The sequence below is a fragment of the Cohnella hashimotonis genome (genome assembly GCF_030014955.1).
Classification (GTDB): Bacteria; Bacillota; Bacilli; order Paenibacillales; family Paenibacillaceae; genus Cohnella; species Cohnella hashimotonis.
In genome coordinates this window covers 8,171,173-8,189,389 of the sequence record NZ_JAGRPV010000001.1, presented here as the reverse complement: position 1 = coordinate 8,189,389, position 18,217 = coordinate 8,171,173, and the positions used below count along the sequence as shown (strand labels likewise).

General features: G+C 55.9%; 19 protein-coding genes, 1 tRNA gene and 1 pseudogene. 9 read left to right on the top strand and 12 right to left on the bottom strand.

Features of this window, described 5'->3' with window-relative positions; translation table 11 throughout:
- Window positions 1-6: 6 nt before the first annotated feature.
- A pseudogene (locus tag KB449_RS32770) lies at window positions 7-740 on the bottom strand (SDR family NAD(P)-dependent oxidoreductase).
- Between the two features lie 185 nt (window positions 741-925).
- On the opposite strand from KB449_RS32770, the gene KB449_RS32765 reads away from it, so the two are divergent.
- The gene (locus KB449_RS32765) at window positions 926-1,522 is read left to right on the top strand and encodes a TetR/AcrR family transcriptional regulator (RefSeq protein ID WP_434082571.1); all 597 of its coding nucleotides are present in this window, start codon (window positions 926-928) and stop codon (window positions 1,520-1,522) included.
- Between the two features lie 9 nt (window positions 1,523-1,531).
- Here KB449_RS32765 and KB449_RS32760 read toward each other — a convergent pair whose 3' ends face one another.
- The gene (locus KB449_RS32760; protein ID WP_282912354.1) at window positions 1,532-2,065 is read right to left on the bottom strand and encodes a DinB family protein; all 534 of its coding nucleotides are present in this window, start codon (window positions 2,063-2,065) and stop codon (window positions 1,532-1,534) included.
- Window positions 2,066-2,299: 234 nt separating this feature from the next.
- On the opposite strand from KB449_RS32760, the gene KB449_RS32755 reads away from it, so the two are divergent.
- A complete protein-coding gene (locus tag KB449_RS32755; RefSeq protein ID WP_282912353.1) occupies window positions 2,300-3,124 on the top strand; it encodes an SDR family oxidoreductase in 825 nt (274 codons plus the stop codon).
- A gap of 139 nt (window positions 3,125-3,263) precedes the next feature.
- Complete coding sequence (locus KB449_RS32750; protein ID WP_282912352.1) at window positions 3,264-3,863, top strand: TetR/AcrR family transcriptional regulator; 600 nt, start codon at window positions 3,264-3,266, stop codon at window positions 3,861-3,863.
- A gap of 17 nt (window positions 3,864-3,880) precedes the next feature.
- Here the strand turns inward: KB449_RS32750 and KB449_RS32745 are convergent, their stop codons facing one another.
- The 3 genes from KB449_RS32745 to KB449_RS32735 form a co-directional block, all read right to left on the bottom strand.
- Window positions 3,881-4,852, bottom strand: coding sequence for a helix-turn-helix transcriptional regulator (locus KB449_RS32745; protein WP_282912351.1), 972 nt, complete (start codon window positions 4,850-4,852; stop codon window positions 3,881-3,883).
- Between the two features lie 126 nt (window positions 4,853-4,978).
- Window positions 4,979-5,953, bottom strand: coding sequence for a DUF1835 domain-containing protein (locus KB449_RS32740; RefSeq protein WP_282912350.1), 975 nt, complete (start codon window positions 5,951-5,953; stop codon window positions 4,979-4,981).
- A 439-nt stretch (window positions 5,954-6,392) separates the two neighbouring features.
- Window positions 6,393-7,823, bottom strand: a complete 1,431-nt coding sequence (locus tag KB449_RS32735; protein ID WP_282912349.1) for an MDR family MFS transporter — start codon at window positions 7,821-7,823, stop codon at window positions 6,393-6,395.
- Between the two features lie 142 nt (window positions 7,824-7,965).
- Here KB449_RS32735 and KB449_RS32730 point away from each other — a divergent pair, with 142 nt between their 5' ends.
- Both KB449_RS32730 and KB449_RS32725 read left to right on the top strand, forming a co-directional pair.
- Entirely contained in the window at window positions 7,966-8,595 is a 630-nt protein-coding gene (locus KB449_RS32730; RefSeq protein ID WP_282912348.1) for a TetR/AcrR family transcriptional regulator, read from the top strand.
- 123 nt (window positions 8,596-8,718) lie between these two features.
- Window positions 8,719-8,795 (top strand) — tRNA-Met (locus KB449_RS32725).
- Window positions 8,796-8,862: 67 nt separating this feature from the next.
- Here KB449_RS32725 and KB449_RS32720 read toward each other — a convergent pair.
- On the bottom strand, window positions 8,863-9,219 hold the full coding sequence (locus KB449_RS32720; RefSeq protein ID WP_282912347.1) for a nucleotide excision repair endonuclease: 357 nt from the start codon (window positions 9,217-9,219) through the stop codon (window positions 8,863-8,865).
- Window positions 9,220-9,521: 302 nt separating this feature from the next.
- Between KB449_RS32720 and KB449_RS32715 the strand changes: the two genes are divergently transcribed.
- A complete protein-coding gene (locus tag KB449_RS32715; protein ID WP_282912346.1) occupies window positions 9,522-9,779 on the top strand; it encodes a hypothetical protein in 258 nt (85 codons plus the stop codon).
- Between the two features lie 297 nt (window positions 9,780-10,076).
- Here the strand turns inward: KB449_RS32715 and KB449_RS32710 are convergent, their stop codons facing one another.
- Window positions 10,077-10,541 carry a phage tail protein gene (locus KB449_RS32710; protein ID WP_282912345.1) on the bottom strand — a complete coding sequence of 155 codons (465 nt, stop codon included), beginning with the start codon at window positions 10,539-10,541 and terminating at the stop codon, window positions 10,077-10,079.
- A 397-nt stretch (window positions 10,542-10,938) separates the two neighbouring features.
- On the opposite strand from KB449_RS32710, the gene KB449_RS32705 reads away from it, so the two are divergent.
- Window positions 10,939-11,262, top strand: coding sequence for a hypothetical protein (locus KB449_RS32705; RefSeq protein WP_282912344.1), 324 nt, complete (start codon window positions 10,939-10,941; stop codon window positions 11,260-11,262).
- A gap of 196 nt (window positions 11,263-11,458) precedes the next feature.
- Window positions 11,459-11,929: a hypothetical protein gene (locus KB449_RS32700; protein WP_282912343.1), complete on the top strand. Its 471-nt coding sequence runs from the start codon at window positions 11,459-11,461 to the stop codon at window positions 11,927-11,929.
- An 82-nt stretch (window positions 11,930-12,011) separates the two neighbouring features.
- Here the strand turns inward: KB449_RS32700 and ytxJ are convergent, their stop codons facing one another.
- The gene (gene ytxJ, locus KB449_RS32695; protein ID WP_282912342.1) at window positions 12,012-12,350 is read right to left on the bottom strand and encodes a bacillithiol system redox-active protein YtxJ; all 339 of its coding nucleotides are present in this window, start codon (window positions 12,348-12,350) and stop codon (window positions 12,012-12,014) included.
- 243 nt (window positions 12,351-12,593) lie between these two features.
- Between ytxJ and KB449_RS32690 the strand changes: the two genes are divergently transcribed.
- Window positions 12,594-14,624 carry a Na+/H+ antiporter gene (locus tag KB449_RS32690; RefSeq protein WP_282912341.1) on the top strand — a complete coding sequence of 677 codons (2,031 nt, stop codon included), beginning with the start codon at window positions 12,594-12,596 and terminating at the stop codon, window positions 14,622-14,624.
- Here KB449_RS32690 and KB449_RS32685 read toward each other — a convergent pair.
- The 4 genes from KB449_RS32685 to KB449_RS32670 form a co-directional block, all read right to left on the bottom strand.
- A complete protein-coding gene (locus KB449_RS32685) occupies window positions 14,621-15,229 on the bottom strand; it encodes a DUF4304 domain-containing protein (protein WP_282912340.1) in 609 nt (202 codons plus the stop codon). The genes KB449_RS32690 and KB449_RS32685 overlap by 4 nt on opposite strands.
- Window positions 15,230-16,596: 1,367 nt before the next feature.
- Window positions 16,597-16,980, bottom strand: a complete 384-nt coding sequence (locus KB449_RS32680) for a VOC family protein (protein WP_282912339.1) — start codon at window positions 16,978-16,980, stop codon at window positions 16,597-16,599.
- Window positions 16,980-17,258 (bottom strand): ArsR/SmtB family transcription factor, encoded by a 279-nt coding sequence (locus tag KB449_RS32675; RefSeq protein WP_282912964.1) that lies wholly within the window; start codon window positions 17,256-17,258, stop codon window positions 16,980-16,982. The genes KB449_RS32680 and KB449_RS32675 overlap by 1 nt, the downstream gene beginning before the upstream one ends.
- A gap of 108 nt (window positions 17,259-17,366) precedes the next feature.
- Window positions 17,367-18,197, bottom strand: a complete 831-nt coding sequence (locus KB449_RS32670; RefSeq protein WP_282912338.1) for an SDR family oxidoreductase — start codon at window positions 18,195-18,197, stop codon at window positions 17,367-17,369.
- Between the last annotated feature and the right edge of the window lie 20 nt (window positions 18,198-18,217).

Below are 18,217 nucleotides of genomic sequence, written 5' to 3'. Positions count from 1 at the left end.
CTCTCCTTATTGAGCTGTGTAGCCGCCGTCGACGGTCAAGCTGTTGCCGGTCATGAACGACGAATCGTCGCAAGCCATGAAGAGGACAGCTCTGGCCATCTCCTCGGCTTGGCCGAGACGCTTCATCGGCGTGAGCTGGGCCAGCGCTTGCTTGCTTTCTTCCGGAATGATCGGGGTGTCGATAAAACCTGGGCATAATGAGTTAATACGAATGTTTTGTTCGGCATATTCGAGCGCAAGCGAGCGCGTCAGATTGATGACGCCGCCCTTGGCCGCATTATAGGCGGCCGAACCGGGAGAGCCGACCCAGCCGTACATCGACGCCGTGTTTACGATCGCGCCTCCGCCGGTCTTCAACATCTCGCGGCTTCGCGCGCGACAAGGAAGACGCCGTCCAGGTCGACGTTCACGGTGTTGCGCCACTCCGAGTAGGCCAAGTCGTGCGAGGAATGAACGCGCCCGATGCCGGCGTTGTTGAACACCACATCAACCTTGCCGAAAGCTTCGATCGTTTGTTTGAAAATATGGGCGACTTCTTCTTCATTTGTGATATTGGCTTTAACGAACAACGCCTCGGCGTTAAGCGCCTTGAGCTCGCGCTCGAACGCCTTGCCTTTTTCTTCGTTCAAATCGACGAGGACCACCTTGGCTCCCTCGGAAACGAATAACTTTGCCGTAGCCGCGCCGATTCCGGACGCTCCCCCGGTAATGACGGCTACCTTGTTTTGCAGTTTGCCCATCGCTGACGCCTCCAGTAAAATATGTCGTAATAGTCCCAGTCAGCATGCCAATTGTGACTATTTTGTTCACAATTTAATTGTACTATTCTGTCCGCAGGGAACAATCATCAACACATCGCCGAGTGTCTATCTCGTAGACACATCGCGCGCAAATGTCTATTTTGGAAGGAGCTCCATTGTTGAATATCGACAAAACTGCGACGTCTCCGCGGCGGGACCGGACGAATGAGCATTTAAAGTCGTCCTTGACCAAGCTCATCAAGGAAAAGGGCTTCCATGCCGTCACCGTCAAAGACATCGTCGATCATGCCGCCTACAACCGCAGTACGTTCTACGCGCACTATCAGGATAAATTCGAGCTTGCGGAGGATTTGCTCGCTTCCATGCTTCAGGGACTGGAGGCCGCCGTAGGACAGCCCTACGTTACCGGCCAAAAGGTGTACACGGAGAAGCTGAACGCGCCCTCCTTTAATATCGTGGCCTACATTTACGAGCACCGGGACTTTTTCGAGCTCATTAAATACAGCGATACGCTGCCGGGATTGCTGACGGAATTTCCGCAGACGATTCTGAAGATCTATCAGGAGCAGTTTGTTTTCGAGACCATTAACAACATCCCCGTCAACATGGATTACTTTAAACGCTACACCGCCTACGGCTTCTACGGCCTCGTGCTCAATTGGATCCGGCATGAATTCAAGGAGTCCAAGGAGACGTTTATCCAGGAAGTCATCGACCTCACCAAGACGCATATGTACTCGTTCAAGTATGTGGGCAAGTAAAAAGGCACCTCATCGGGTGCCTTTGTCGTTGGCGGATGCCTGCCGCTCCACCAAATAAAACATATAGTCGGTCGGTACGCCGGCATGCCCTTGCTGCCTCAGCATCGCGGTCACGTTGCCCCGGTGATACGTCCCGTGGTTGACCACATGCCCCAGGATCTCGGAGAAATGCGTATCGAGCCGGCCGTATTGCGGATGCTCGATCGTCATCGCCTTGTCCGGGTCCGGCGTACGCCGCAGCAAATCGCGGAACTCGCCGGAGACGTCTGCGAACAGCCGCCGCATCTCTGCTACGGATCTGCCCTGCGCCTCCTCCGTCCAGCCTTGGAGCCGCGGGAAAATGTCGTCGTTCGGCACTTCCGCAAGCACGGACATAAAGAGCCGTTCGAACAAGTACATATGCCCGAGCGTATGCGAGACGGACGGGAACACGCTCGTTACCTCCGCATGGAATACCTCCTTCGGAAGCTGCGCCAGATGGTCGAACAGCCGCTCGTTCGCCCAAACGTGATACGCATAGAGCTGGTGGGATTGTTGTCGCATGGTTCATTCCCCTTTCTTCCTTGGTCGTTGCCGCTGCAGCAGTCTTGAACCTATCTTACACCCGATCGGCTGACAAACCCTGTCAGCAAAGATAGCCGATCGTCGCCTTTACAGCGGGTACGATCGATCTCTTGACAATTAAATTTTCGCAACCTATGATTAGAATGAACATTCGATCTAATGGATTGCGCCGATTAGATTGAACGTTCTATCGATATACTTGGAGGGATTCCCATGACAACAAAGACAGTCTTCATTACCGGTACGAGCTCCGGGCTTGGCAAGCTGACCGCGATTCGTTTTGCGCAAATGGGCTGGAACGTTGCCGCTACCATGCGTACGCCCGAGAAGGAAACCGAGCTTACGTCCTACGACAACATCCGGATTTTCAAATTGGACGTGACCGACGTCGAGCAGGTCCGATCGGCCGTAGAACAAGCGATCGCCTCCTTCGGACGAATCGACGTCGTCGTCAACAATGCCGGCATGGGCACCTACGGTCCGCTGGAATTGGCCCGGGAGAGCGACATCGATTGGCAGTTCGCCGTCAATACGAGGGGCCCGATCAATGTCATTCGCAAGTTTTTGCCGCATTTCAGAGCGAATAACGGAGGCATGTTCATCAATATCAGCTCCTTCATGGGAATCACGACCGCCGTTCCGCTAGGTTCGCTTTACAATATGTCCAAGTTCGCTTTGGAGGGATTGACCGAGGGTCTCTATTACGAATTGAAGCCGTTCAATATTGAGCTGAGGCTGATCGAGCAAGGCGGCTCCGCGGGCAACAAGTTCAAAGAAAGCATCGTATGGAACCGCGACGAGCATATTAGAGACTATGACGACATGATCGGAAAACTGGAGCAGGTCATGAACACGGCCGGCGATAGCGGCCAGCTGGACGATCCGCAGACGATCGTCGATGCCATCGTCGCTCAGGCGACCGGCGAGAGCAGCAAATTCCGTACCGTCGTCGGCGCGGCGGGCAACGGTCTGATGGCGCTTCGGAACGCCCTCCCTATTGAAGAATACCTGGAGAAGATGGCAGAAAACTATAAATAAGTTGCGCTGACATTAACCCCATCCCCCGATGCCGCAAATGAACGGCGAACACATCCGGCGCTGCATTGACTGCTTATCGCATTCCGTTTATGCTATGTAGAATGAACGTTCGTTTGGTATCGGGAATGGGGGATTTCCAATGTTCGAGACGTACAACAAGGTGCAGCGCGCCGTCCTGGAGACGACGCTTAATATCATTATCCGCAAGGAATTGCAGGCCACGTCGATGGCGCTCATCGCGAAGGAATCGCGCGTATCGACGGGCAATATTTATCATTATTTTCAGAGCAAAGAGGATATCGTCAACGAGCTGTACAAAGCCGTCGTCACCTTCAACGGCGAGTATGTTCGCGCAGGTCTGTCGAAAGGGGGGACGATTCGCGAAAAGTTCGAATTAGGCTGGCAGCGGGTCGTCGACCTGGGCAAGCAGCATCCGCAAGGCTTTCAATTCATCGAGCAGTATTCCTTCTCGCCTTATATCTACGACGACGTGAAGAAATCCGTCTATGTGGGCGGCTGGTGCGGACCTATGAACCAGTTGTACGAGGAAGCGATTCGGCAGAAGCTGTTCATCGCGCTGGATCCCGGCATGATGGTGCAGATGCATTACGGGTCGTTCGTCTACATCCTGAAGGCGCACCTGCAAGGGATCATCGAACTGACGTCCGAGCATGTGAACGAGGTGATCCAATCTTGCTGGAAAGGCGTGCAGCTCGCGGATAGGTCCGCGGCAGGTTGAAGGACGAGACAGGCGATTCAGTCGGCGCCGTCTTCGTAATGCGCGGCGATCCGCGATGCCAGCTCTCGGACCCTGCGCCTCAGCTCTACCGGCTCCTTGATGCGGATCTCCGTCCCGAACGTCATCAGATACATGGGAAGATGCTTGTTCATCGTCGGCATATCCAGCAGAAATAGCGCATCCCGGTCGGTCCGCTCGGTCAAGTAGTGACGCAGATGCCAGTGGCCGCACACTGCGTTCAGCGCGTCGGGCCCGCCCTCAATGCGGATGACCGCCAGCGGTCCGTCCGCATCCCGCGCTTGCTCGGACTGGTCGCGGAAGTAGCCGGACGCGGAGAAGCGCGCCGGCTTTTCGAATCGCGCCTCGGTCGGCTCCAGCTTCTCGATGCGGTCTACGCGGAACGTCCGCGTCTCCTGTGACCGACGGCAATACGCGACGGCGTACCATTCGCCCCGGTCGTAGGCCAGTCCGTACGGATCGACCTCCCGTACGTCGGTCTGTTCCGCATTCGCCTTGCGATAGGCGATTCGGACCGTATGCCCGGACTCCGCCGCTTGCTCCAGATCCCTCAGCCATGCCACGACGGAAGGCGGACGAGCCGTAGCGATCACGTCCAGGCCGCCCGTACGGATCGACAGCTCATGGAGCTGATCTTCCTGCAGCCCGCTCTCCACCTTCTTCAGCGCGCTCACCAGTTCCTCCGCGTACGGATAGCCGGCGCCCTGCGCGAATTTATAAGCATCCACAAGCGCCTTCAGCTCCAGGGCATTAAAAAACAAAGGCGTCTCCTTGAAGCTGTCCAAAATGCGAATGCCGCCGTCATGGCCAGACTCCGCTACGACCGGAACGCCGCTGGCGCCTAGTGCGTCGATATACCGGTACACGGTGCGGATGCTGATCTCCAGCTGGTCCGCGATCTGCGCGGCAGTGAGCTTCCTGCCGTCCCGCAGCATCCAGAGCATGGACAGCATGTTATCCCATTTGGCCATTCGGCGCTTCTCTTCCTTCCTAGAATGCTTATTCGCCCAGGCGCGTCGCTTACTTCGGATCGATCGCCGAGTAGACGACGTCCGCCAGGCCGGGATTGGCGACTTTAAACATTATTGTCCCTTTCGTTATGGATGCTGCGTCGTTAACTGCCTCCGCTCGGCGTCCCAGCGCCAGGTCAGATCGTCATGCAGGTGCAGACCGCCGTACCAATCGTCCAGTCCCGTTAACTGCCCGCTCCCTGCTCCTGCTGCAGCGTTCCGTCCTCTTTCCGTCAACCCGACGACATTCTCGCGATCGCCAGGCAAGGCATGAGGATTCCGGATCTCGATGAGCGCGGCGGGCTGCTCCGCCATTTTCCTGAGCCGATACCAGAATTCCAGATCGCCCATTCCTAACAAATTTAATCGGTCTCCGATTTCTCTAAACAGCTCCAGCGGCGTATCCGTCCCGTCCCGGACAAGCTCCAAAACAGTCCGTTCTACGATGCCGAGCCCGTTCAATGCGGAGGGCAGGCGAGATAAGTGCATTTCAAACGCCGCCTGAGCGAACGGAAGCGCCGACGTGTCCTCCTGAACGATGGCAACATGCCGTCCGATATCCGATGAAGCATACGCCTCCCAGATCCTCCTGCCCGTCTCGAGCTCCCGCTCCCCGATCCTCCGCCACGTGCCCGCCAGCGTCTCCAGCTGCTCCACTGTCAGCTGCCCCAGGCCATGGAACCGTTCAATGCCCGGATATGCGCCGATGCACAGCAGATTCAGTGCCGTATGTCCAAGCTTCTGCTGCGAAAACCAATGCAGTAAATAACCGAGCATCAGCTGGTCGAATAAATCATGCTCGAACCACAGCACGACTTCATCGTACTGGCGGAAGCCCCGCAGGATCTGCTCCTGAGACTCGCAGGCTGCCGTATATTCGTCTGCCGCAATCCCCATGGTCCTCTCCAAGTAGGACGCTCTGGCCGTTCTGGCGTAAGGCTCGTCCATTTTTACAAACGTCGGACCTACCGGGTAAACCTCTCTCCAGACCAGGATCTCTCCGGGAATATTCCCATTCCGAAGCTTGTCGCCGACGCTGTCTCCGTTTACGATGTGGAGCATCGCACACCTCCGCTGGCAGATTGTAATAACCACACACTATCAAAATAGTAGCAGAAATGAGCCCGCTTCGCTTCCGTATCCGATTATCCGTTTGTCGCGAGTCCATTGATGCGGGCTTCGTACCGGCCGCTCAACGATTGCGCTTTATGCCCCTAAGCCGCAATACCTGTAGCAATGCATCTATTTTTGCCATTCTTGTTCAATCTGGAGAAAATGGATGCCAATGTGCTTCTTTTTGCCCCATTCAGCCAGAAAGCCGGTTGATGCTTGCTTGGGATTTGCCTGCATATTTGCCTCTATTTCCTCAGGCGCCGCCATTCGATCGAAAATGCATGTACAAATGCCGTTTTTTTCAATCTGTATAACACGAGGTAGGCTCCCCCTTCAAGAAAAAGGCACCCGCCAGGGTGCCATCTGCCTGTATGCGGCGCGCTTTGCCTTACTTCTTGCCCTTCGAGAGCATGAACGCCGGGATGACCGCCAGCACCGTAAAGCCGAAGGACCACCAGAACGCTGCCTGATAAGCGTGGGCGACCGCGTTCATGCCGGCGACGGCCGAGCTTCTGATCTGGTGATCGATGACCGTCGCCAGAATCGCGGAACCGAACGCGCCCCCGATCGTCTGAAAGATCCGCGTCGAGATGCTGGCGTGCGGAATCTGCTGCTTGCTCAGCCCCGTATAAGCGGACACCATGATCGGTATAAAAATGCCGTTCAACGCCGCCCCGCGCACGAACTGTGCGACCGCGAGCAGGACATGGTTCGTATCCGCTCCGGCGAGCGCGAACGGAATCGTACCGATCGCCGTCACCGCCAGGCTGAGCAGCACGATGTTACGCGAGCCCATCCGGTCCGCCAGCCCGCCGATCCAGCTCCGCGTCGCCAGCATCCCGAGTCCTTGCGGGATCAGCAGCAGCCCGGTATCCAGCACGCCCTGCGCGCGCACCTGCTGGTAATACAGCGGCAGCAGCAGCATCGCCCCATTCATCACCATCCCTGTGAGGAATAGCGTCACGTTCGAAGCGAGAAAATGACGGGATTTGAACAGCCTTAGGTCGAGCAGCGGCGACTGCTTCATGCGCAGCGCATAAGCGATGTAGGCACCCGTCAGGACGATCCCGCCAGCCAGCGGGAGCGAGGCCTTCAGGTTGGTCAAGCCGCCATGCGTGCTCGCCTCGGATATGCCGTAGATAAGGCCGGCAAAGGCTGGAGACAACAGCAGCAGCCCCATGAGGTCCAGCCGCGGCTTGTCGCGGGCAGGCTCGTCGGCCGGAATATAGCGCCAGCTCAGCCAGATCGCGACGAGCATGATCGGGATGTTCACGTAGAAAATCCAGCGCCAATCGAGGTTCTGGATGAGCAGGCCGCCGATGACGGGACCGAGGATCGGGCCGATCAACGCGGGAATGCTGATGATCGCGATGAGCCTGCCCAGATTGCGGCCGCCCGCCGACTGCACAAGCACATTTTGCATCGTCGGAACGAGCAGACCCGCGCCGACGCCCTGCAGCAGCCGGAAGCCGATCAGACTGCCGGTATTCCAGGCCAGCGAACACAATATGGATGAGACCAGGAAAATGACGAGCGAGCATATATACACCTTTTTGCCGCCGAAGCGCTGGATCGCCCATCCCGAGATTGGCACCGCCAATCCCATCGTGAGTACATAACCCGTCACGACCCATTGAATCGCGGACACTGTGCTGTGCAGGTCGGATGCCAGCTTGTCGATGGCCACGTTGATCATGGTCGAATCCAGCTGGGACGCGACGGCGCCGAAGACGAGGATCAGCGCGATCCGTAGCACGCCTGCGTCTATTTTTTCTTTGGGCGGTTTGGCGGCGCGTGCCTCAGTTTGTACGCTTGCCATTGGAAATCACCTCTATGTTCATTTAGAGTACGGTACGTACCGTGCTTTATATAAATAAGATATGCGATCTGCGTGGAAAATGCAATATAATAAACGAAAAGGTCGTATGCCTCATGTCACAAGAATGTTGAGAGGGATCGTTATGGCGGAGTCGAAGAAAGAGCAAGCTGCGGGCGGCAGCGCCGGGACGCGCCGGAGGGGAGACGTGCTTGAGAACGCGATTCTCCAGGCGGCATGGGACGAACTGGAGACGACCGGCTATAACCGTCTGACGATGGAAGCCGTGGCCGTGCGGGCGCAGACGAACAAGACGGCAGTCTACCGCAGATGGCCGAGCAAAGCGCAGCTCATCATCGCAGCCCTCGTTAAGTTCGCGCCCAAGCCTTCCATTGAAGCTGCGGACACGGGCGATTTGCGGACGGACGTACTGACCTTCCTGCAAGGAGTCCTGAAGCCGCTGCAAGCGATCGCTCCCGAGACCATTCATGGACTTATGAGCGAATATCCCGGCAAGGAGCACCCGATGTCCAAGCCCCTGCCGCCAAGGTCCGAGGACGCACTCTTCGCCGCCATGAAGGCGATCGTCGGACATGCGGAGAAGCGCGGCGAGCTGCAGCCGGGCCAGCTGTCCGAGCGCATCGTCTCCCTGCCGGTCGACTTGCTGCGGTACGAGATGCTGACCACGCACGGGCGGGTAACCGAGGATACGATCGCACAGATCGTGGACGAGTTGTTCCTGCCCTTGGTCCGTGCGGCAGCCCAAGGCCAATGAGGAAATGCCCGTCCGCATCGATCGCAGACGGGATTTTTCCTTTTTTAGCTTGCATATCGTTGCAAACTGCTGTAATATAATAAATCTGACCAACGATCATCGATCGACTGATTTTTTAACTGCCGCGGGGTGGAGCAGCCCGGTAGCTCGTCGGGCTCATAACCCGAAGGCCGCAGGTTCAAATCCTGCCCCCGCAACCAACTTACATTTTCAACGCGGCGCATAACAATGCCCCTTGTCCACCGAAGTGGACGAGGGGCATTTTGGTTATTTATACAGCACTTTTTCCACGTTGTACTTGGCCTTATACTCGTTAATAATGTACGTCTCGTAAATTTCCCGATGGACGGCATCCTCGACCAGACAAACCTCGATTTTCGCCACTTCGTTCCGCTTGTCCTTGATGACCGACGCCGTATCCTCGAAATGCTTCTTGATCCGCGGTCTCAGCTTCCGCGCCTTGCCGACGAACAGGAGCTCATCCTTATCGTTATAGAACATGAAGATTCCCGCTTTATCCCTGGGAATCAGGATAAAATCCGTAAATCCGTAAATATGGCTTAACTCAGGCGCTTCCTGCTTGTGAATCGTGACGTCCGGCGTAGGTACCGTTATTTGTATCATAAACATTCACTCTCTCTTGTGCGTCATTTTATTTTCGACTTCCGGTCCAGCTTACATTCTATCCATTATGAACATACGCGTCCACCACGCGGATAAGATCGCACGGATCCTGTTGACAAAGCCAAGCCGCGGGTCGCCCCGAACAGGCGGTTATGCTGGCGGTTATACAGGCGGTAAGCAGCGACCTGCTTCGCTGGGAAAAGGTGCCCGAGGATGCGTTCTATGCGCCGGCGGACAAGTATGAGCCCGACGATTGGCGGGATCCGTTCGTTTTCTGGAACGAGGATGCGGGGCAAAATTGGATGCTGCTGGCTGCATGCGCCAAAGAAGATCCGGCTATGCGTAAAGGCTGTAAGGCGCTATGCTTATCGGCGGATCTGCAGGTAAACCGCGCTTTCGGCGTGCCGAGCCTTTTAATGTTTGTTGCGGTTTGCGGTTTGCGGTTTGCGGTTTGCGGTTTGCGGTTTGCGGTTTGCGGTTTGCGGTTTGCGGTTTGCGGTTTGCGGATCGAAAAACTGCATTTGTACAGGTATTTTTCCGCCGAACAACGAATGCGATGAAATACCTGCAAATATGCAGGCAAATGCAAAGCGCAAGCGGAAATCGGGCTGATGAAGGAGAAATAACTGCGTTTTTGCATCTATCTTGATTAAACGGGGCGATATCGGTATTAAAAGATGTACATTTGCAGGCATTGCCGCGAAAGAACGACGATGACGACACCTCGCGGGCCCATGGAACGTCTGTCTGATGAGCCGTCGACAGGCGTTCCGCGCAAATCAAGTTTCGGCTATCCGTCAAGCACCCAAAAAACGTCAGGGCGACCTTCCCTGACGTTTCTTTCTTAAATCGGCGATCTAATATTCGCCCTTAATAACGAAATACGAGCCCCGGATCGTCCCGGCCAGCTTGGACTTCTGTCTAGCGAACTTGAACTTCTCCTCGAGCTCCTTGGGCACTTCCATCCCTTCGGACAGCTTGAAGCCGACGGCGCGCTTCTTGGCATCGTCGACCGTGTACATGACATTGAGCGACAGACCGTCTTCATAAAAGACGTAAGTAAACAGGATACCTTCCACCTGGAAACGCGACGTCTCCAACGGCTTGGCGGCAAACGCGATACCGCGTTCTTCCTTCAAAATTCGGTTCACGTAATCAAGGCTCTCCTGGCTCTCGCTAGCCGGCACAACCGTGAACGCATGCTCATACTTGTTCATAAAGTAACGGGCTTCGTTGGCACGCAAGCCCGCCAGCGCTTCCGCTACAGGCGAAGATTCCAAACCTGCCGTAGACACATTTTTAAAGTCAACGACGTAAGACATGGCCTTCCCTCCATATATCCTCTTATCCTTAACAGAAAAGCGGGTTTCATGCGCTCATGCCGACCGCACAACCGGACACCTTTTAGTGTCTCTTTATTATAGGATTCCGTTTGGGCGCATGTCAATGCCGTCTTGTAGCGCAGCTCCTTCACGCGAGTGCTCGCGGACATCATCGGATAAATGGCTTGATTACGGATGCTGCGAGGAGCCGGTTCGCGGTCATCTTTGATTCGCTTGGTGTAATAAATATGAGAAGAAGTCGATTCCATTTTATTTAAGGGTGATTTTTATCGCGCACTTTCCTGCAAGAACAGGATTGCGGGTCAGGAGCCTCTCCGGCGTCCATCCCGAAGTACGGAGGGCTTGTCTCGAATTTATAAAGTGGCTGCGCAGTACGATGGAATTTCCTATTCGAGTCGTCATCTATCTGAAGAAGGATTATCGCATCCGAACCCGTGACCGCAAGCAGGTCACAGCCTCTTTTTTTGCCCCCTATAACAAAAGCGATGAGCCCTATATCCGAGTCGCAACCGGCGATTACGAACAATCGCTGATTGAAGTTGGACAAGACCACGCGTTGGCCGGATACTTGCACTCCATTGCTCATGAACTCGTGCATTACCAGCAATGGCTTGCGGATGCGCCCTTTAGCGAACGACAGGCTGTGTCGCGGGCTAAAAAAATGGTCAGAGCGTACGCGCTGACAAGAGAGCATCCTTAAACAACCGGGCAGCCAGCATACCCGTTGAGGTTACGGACAGTTCATCCTCGTTATAAATCATGTAAAGGAATTTTCTTTTTCCCACTAGCGCACCTCGTGAAATGGATGGAGTTGATCGTCATCTCTTCTCAGTAGCAGGACCGAGCTAGCATTTCTCGAATATGTAAAATATTCATAATTTTAAAGGATGGGCAAAATGATACGCAATCTAACCTTTGTAGTCCTCTTACTCATTCTGTTGTGCGGGTGCAATTCAAACGAGACTTTGCCGGAAGACTCCGTATTCAGCGTGGATTTTGAAATACCGGCTCAGGCCGCAGCAGGCCAAGCGTTCGATGCGAAAGCTTTTATAACGAATGGTTCTCGTAAGGAGTGGAGCATTTCTCACGGTGTTGATGTATTTACATTTGAGATCAGGAATCGGGAAGGGCAGTTAGTCGAGCAAAAAGGAACGGTAGTCGTGATTAGCCTGGGCATCAGCTCGAAGCTGGTTCCTAAGAAACCATACTCATACACGGACGATCATTCAGAACAATTCCGCAGATTGTCTATATCTAAACCAGGGCATTACTTCATAACGGCAAAAGCCAATTTTAGAATTGAAGAAAAAGATACACAGAGGGACATCAGTTTAACGTCAAAGCCGAAGGAAATCATAATTGAGTGAGCTTTCTGTGCAGGGTCCGATACGTCAAATTCGGATCTATAAAATAAAAACGGCAGTAGCCTCAGCTACCGCCGCATTCAAATTAGTCTAACACGGCCGTCATGTGCGCCTTTGTCACAGCCCAGTGCGTCGCGCTCCAATACTTAGCCTTGTCCTTGATGTAAATAATCTGAGGAGATTCGTGCTTGACGTTCAAATCCTCTGCGATCTGGTTCGACACGGGACGGGATTCGATAACTTTGACCAGCGTGTAATCCACATCGGCGTTCGGCGCAGCTTGTAGATACGCTTCATATTCGTGCAACGCATTGGCGCTAACCGGACAAGTCGTGCTGTGCTTTAAAATAACCTGACCGCGCTCAGCAGATTTAGCCAAAAGCGCATTCCACTCGTCAATCGTCGAAATCTCTCTCCAGGCCATCGTCGAACCTTCTTTCGTTTATTCGGATCATTTGATTGATTGAATTTTATCATACTGCAAGGCAGGACGAAAGCGAGCCTTGGGGGCGTTGGCTCGCATGTTTTTCGTTCTGTTCCCCCTCTCCCGTGTTCGCCGGGATGAAGTATAATTAATCCAGGTAACTCGAAGGCTACACGCACAGCTTTCGCGGATGGAGTCCTTGCGACGAACACCAGTATGATAAAGGAGACGTTCAGAGCCATCATGGAATTATTTTTTACGATCTTGATCTTGCTCGCGCTGGTTGGCGTGTCCAACATCCTGAGCGGCAAATTCCCGCTCGTGCCCGTGCCGCTCATGCAGATCGCGCTTGGCATCGTCATCGCCGCCATCCCGTCAGGCCTGCATATGCATCTTGAGCCCGAGCTGTTCTTCGTACTGTTCATCGCGCCGTTGCTATATAACGACGGCAAGCACGTGTCGAGGGCCGAACTATGGAAGCTGCGCGTTCCGATCCTTCTGCTCGCCGTCGGCCTCGTTTTCGCGACCGTGTTCCTGATCGGCTACGCCATCCACTGGATGATCCCGTCGATTCCGCTGCCCGTCGCGTTCGGCCTCGCGGCCATCCTCTCGCCGACGGACGCCGTCGCGGTGAGCAGCCTGGCCGGCCGCATTCGGCTGCCGAACAGCCTGATGCACCTGCTCGAAGGCGAGGCGCTCATGAATGACGCTTCAGGCCTCGTCGCCTTCAAGTTCGCGATCGCCGCAGCGCTCACCGGCAGCTTCTCGCTGGCGAACGCAAGCGTCAGCTTCCTCCTCATCGCGATCGGAGGCCTTGCGGTCGGCGCAGTCACGGCGCTTCTCGTCTCCGGCGTCCGGGTATGGCTTCGCCGGTCGGGTCTTGAGGACGAGACGATGCATATGCTCATTCATCTCTTGACGCCGTTCGCGCTGTATATGATCGCCGAACAGCTTGGGGTATCCGGCATCTTGGCGGCGGTCGCCGGCGGCGTCGTGCATGCGATCGAGCGAGACCGGATGTCCAGCATCAAGCCTTTGTCCAACGAGCTGTCGGACAACACCTGGTCCGTTATCGTGTTCATTCTCAACGGACTCGTCTTCGTCATTCTGGGTCTGCAGCTGCCGAGCGTGTTCAATGAAGTTTTCAGGGAACCGACGCTGAACAACGGCGAGGTGATCGCTTACGCGGTCGTGATCTTCCTCATGCTGCTTGTCCTCCGCTTTTTATGGGCGTACTTGTTCTCGCGAGGCGGCCGATGGATCGGTAAAAAAACGGAATCCAATGCCAAACTTTCGTTCCGCATGCTCGCGATGACCGCCCTGTCCGGCGTACGCGGAGCGGTGACGCTCGCCGGCGCCTTCTCGATCCCGCTGCTTCTGGATAACGGGGGGCCGTTCCCGGAACGAAGCCTCGTCATCTTCCTGTCTGCGGTCGTCATTTTGCTGTCGCTTGTCGCGGCGAGCGCGCTCTTGCCGCTGTTCGCGCAGCACCCCGCCGAGAGCAGGGCGGCAGAACTCGCGGCCGCCGAGCGAAAGGGAGAACGTCTGATCATGGGCGCGGCCATCCGCGCCATCCACTCCGCGACGACCGAAGACAACGAAGTCGAGTCGGCGTCCGTCATCTCCGATTATGAGCGTTGGCGCAGAAATCCGGAATTGGACTTGCGTCGCATGCAGCACGGAAAATACGACCTGGAAGAGCGGGAACTGCGGCTCAAAGCGATCGACGAGGAGCGGCGCACGGTGAACAAGCTGCTGCGGGAAGACCGGATCACCGAGACGCAAGCCGTGCTGTTCCAAAGCAATCTGGAGCAGATGTCGATGGTATTGTCGGTACGCACGAATCTGTTCAAGCTGCTGGCGAAATTCTGGCTGCGGGAGCTGAAGGCGATGTTGACCAAGCAAGAATCCCGGTTCAAGGCGATACGGGACTTATCGCCGGCGGATCGGGAAGCGATCCGCGGCGTGAAGGTGCAAACGTGCGAGGCCGCGCTGTCCTCTCTCCGTTCGGAACGCACCTGCGACGCCAGGGCGGCCGTCATGAGCCAGTACGAGCATATGCTAGCAAAATTGACGTCGCCGTACTCGTTCGGGAAGCCGCCTGCAGGCAACGAAGAGGTAAGGCGCGACCTTCAGTGGATCGCCATTCAAGCCGAGCGGGACGAAGTACAAACGTTGTTCGAACGCAACGAAATTACGCGCGACGTCGCCAATAAGCTGCGCCGGACGATTCGGACGCGCGAAGCGACATTATTGAGCGAGGCGCTGGACTAGGATTCGTACGGCACGCCGTATTTATTGAAGATCGCACGGTATTTATTTTCGAAAATGGTCCAGCGGTTCTCCGTCCCGTGCTTTTCCTGCAGGGCCTGCAAATAGCGTCTGGCCGCTGTCTCATCGCCAGCTTGCAGCAGCAACTCGAAGCTTTCTTCGCCCAGATGCAAGTAGGGCCCTGCAACGTAATAATCGACAATAGATCTGGCGCCGGTCATCGTATCGTAGAATTGAAGGACCTCGTCCAGCCCTTTGAGCAGCGTGTCTCTTAAGTCGTCCATATTCGTATCGGGCGTGATGGAAAATCGCTTAGGAACGGCCCCGGCCAACTCCTCGATCCTTGCTCTGAAGTGGCATTCCGGCTCCTGGGGCGCCGCCAGCACTTCCTTGGACTGCAGGCGCGCCAGATCGGCCGAGTAGATGCCGCAGTTGACGTAAAACATCACATGGTCAGCCGAATTGCCGCCGGATTTTTGGAAGTTGAGCATATAGACGAGGCCATCCGTGCTTTTGCTGAAATTCAGGCTCTTCTTAGCAAAGCCCCGCTCGGCAAGAAACGGCTTGATATCCCGCTTAATCAGATCGTTAAAGCGCTGCTGCAACACAATCCCTCCCCGTTTAACAGTCGGGTTGATTCAAACCCGGCTTGGCTTGCACTCTTACTAATTATACTTGCTCCTGGACAACAAGAAAGACGCCTTGGGAAAAGGCGTCTTTCTTGTTGTAACCGCGGACGGCGGCGGGGTCCGGCTCTGTCTTCTCCCCAGCCACCCGGCACACTCACAAGAAACGCTCTACGGCGCCTCTTCTCTCTAGTCACCAGGCACATCCGCCCAAGTAACGTTCTACAGCGTCACTTCTCCATAGCCACCCGGCATATCCGCTCAAGTAACGCTCTACAGCGTTACTTTTCCATAGCCACCCGGCATATCCGCTCATGTAACGCTCTACAGCGCCTCTTCTCCCTAGCCTTCGGCATATCCGTCCAAGTAACGCTCTACAGCGCCTCTTCTCCCCTGTCACCTGGCATATCCGCCCAAGTAACGCTCTACAGCGCCTCTTCTCCCCTGTCACCTGGCATATCCGCCCCCAAGTAACGCTCTACAGCGTCTCTTCTCCCTAGCCTTCGGCATATCCGTCCAAGTAACGCTCTACAGCGCCTCTTCTCTCTAGTCACCCGGCGTATCCGTCCAAGTAACGCTCTACAGCGTCACTTCTCCCTAGCCACTCGGCACATCCGCCCAAGTAACGCTCTACAGCGCCTCTTCTCCCCTGTCACCTGGCATATCCGCCCAAGTAACGCTCTACAGCGTCACTTCTCCCTAGCCACTCGGCACATCCGCCCAAGTAACGCTCTACAGCGCCTCTTCTCCCCTGTCACCTGGCATATCCGCCCAAGTAACGCTCTACAGCGTCACTTCTCCCTAGCCACCAGGAAATCCGCCCAAGTAACGCTCTACAGCGTCACTATGGCGGTGCTGTCCGGTGATGTGGTTCTGCACAGGGCCGGTTAACCTCGGCTGGCGGCGTTCTCCAGCTACGCTAATCCTACACGAGACACACGCATCCAATGCTTGATCTGCAAGGAACCGTCCGCTTTTTCGAAAAACGACCGTTCCGAAGGTCGTTTACGAAGCGTTGGAGCCGCGGCGAGGGGGGCGGACGGGTGCCGCGTGACGAGAATAGCGCAATTCTGCGCTATTCTGGCGTATCACGTGTGCGGGACGCGAGTCAGCGGGGACTCGGGACGAGAATAGCGCAATTCTGCGCTATTCTGGCATATCACGTGTGCGGGACGCGAGCCAGCGAGGGACTCGGGCACGAGAATAGCGCAATTCTGCGCTATTCTTGCGCATCACATGTGCGGGACGCGAGCCAGCGGGGGACTCGGGCACGAGAGTAGCGCAATTCTGCGCTATTCTGGCGTATCACGTGTGCGGGACATGAGCCAGCGAGGGATAAGTGTAAGAAATTAACGCTGAATCATCTGAATCAGATTGCCGCACGTGTCGTCGAAGACCGCGATCGTGAATTCGCCCATACTGGTCGGCTTCATCGTGAACTTGACGCCACTTTCCGATAACCGATTATACTCCGCTTGAATATCGGCCACGCCGAACATCGTCGCGGGGATACCGTCGGCCGCCAGCTTCTTTTGATACTCTTTGGCGGCAGGATGCTCGTTCGGTTCGAGCAGAAGCTCGGTGCCGTCCTGATCTTCCGGGGACACGACCGCGATCCACCTGAACTTCCCGGTAGGCACGTCATGCTTTTTCACAAACCCCAGCGTTTCCGTATAGAACTTCAAGGCTTGATCCTGATCTTGAACGAATAAGCTGGTTACGATAATTTTCATCATTGGATCCATCCTTCCAGTAAATGTTTAAGCGGTTCGTTGTCGAACAAGATGACTCGGAATTTCCCTTCTTTTTGCGAATGTACCAGCCCTGCCTCCTCCAATGCGGCAAGATGCTTCGCAATGGCCTGACGCGTAATGGCCAGATTATGCTTCACGATAAGACGCGCCGTAAGTTCGTACAAGGTCTGCTCCTTGCGTTCTGCCAGCTCGTCCAACATCAGTCGCCGGGTCGGATCCCCGAGCGCCTTGAATATCTTGTCTCTGTCGCCGTTCATATGCCATATGATAAGCAACTTACGGGTTGCGTGTCAAGCATGCACAAAGACCCCTTTCGCAAGGGGCCTTTTGCATGAGTCTCTGGCAGATTACGCGAGGCGAAACATTTACTTGGCAAAATAGTGCCCTTCCTCGAGGTCGGGAATGAGCGCGGCGTGTACCGGACGCCATCCTAGAAGCGCTTGCGTCTGCGCGCTCGACCGCGGGATGTCGAGTCCTGCCAGCATGCCGAGGAAGCCGAAGTGGGCGCTGGCTTCTTCGCGCGAAATGCTGGCCGTCGGCAGGTTCAGATGCTTGCCGATGACGCCTGCGATGTCGCGGAAGGGTACGCCCTCGTCGTGCACGCCGTCCAGCCGCGAGCCTGCCGGAGCGGACTCCGCCGCCAAGCGGAATAGAGACGCCGCATCCAGACGGTGTACGGCCGGCCAGCGATTGGTCCCGTCGCCGACGTAGGCGGACACGCCTTTTTCGCGCGCGATATCGATCATTATCGGCACAAAACCCTTGTCGCCCTCGCCGTGCACGGTTGGGGCAAGCGACACGATCGATGCCCGTACGTCTTGCTCGACCAGCGCCAGCGCAGCATTCTCAGACGCTTCCCCGTTCGCGTGCGCCGTAATGACGAGCGGCTTGCCCGAGCCCTTAAGCGCAGCGCCCATCGCTTCGACGGCGCGGAGATCGATGCCAAGCGAGCCGGCAAAGTCGGAAAAATCGTGCCTGAACGCCAGGTGAATGACGCCGTCCGCGCCGTCCGCGCCGCTCCTCAGGCTGTCGAGGTCATCGAGCGATCCCGCATGCGCCTCCGCTCCCGCTGCCGCAAGCGCTGCGGCGCCGCGCTCCGAACGCGTCAGGCCGACGACCTGATGGCCCGCACCAATAAGCTCGCCGACGACGGCCGAACCTATATACCCCGTTGCTCCCGTGACGAAAATTCGCATTTCGATCTCTCCTTCGGCTT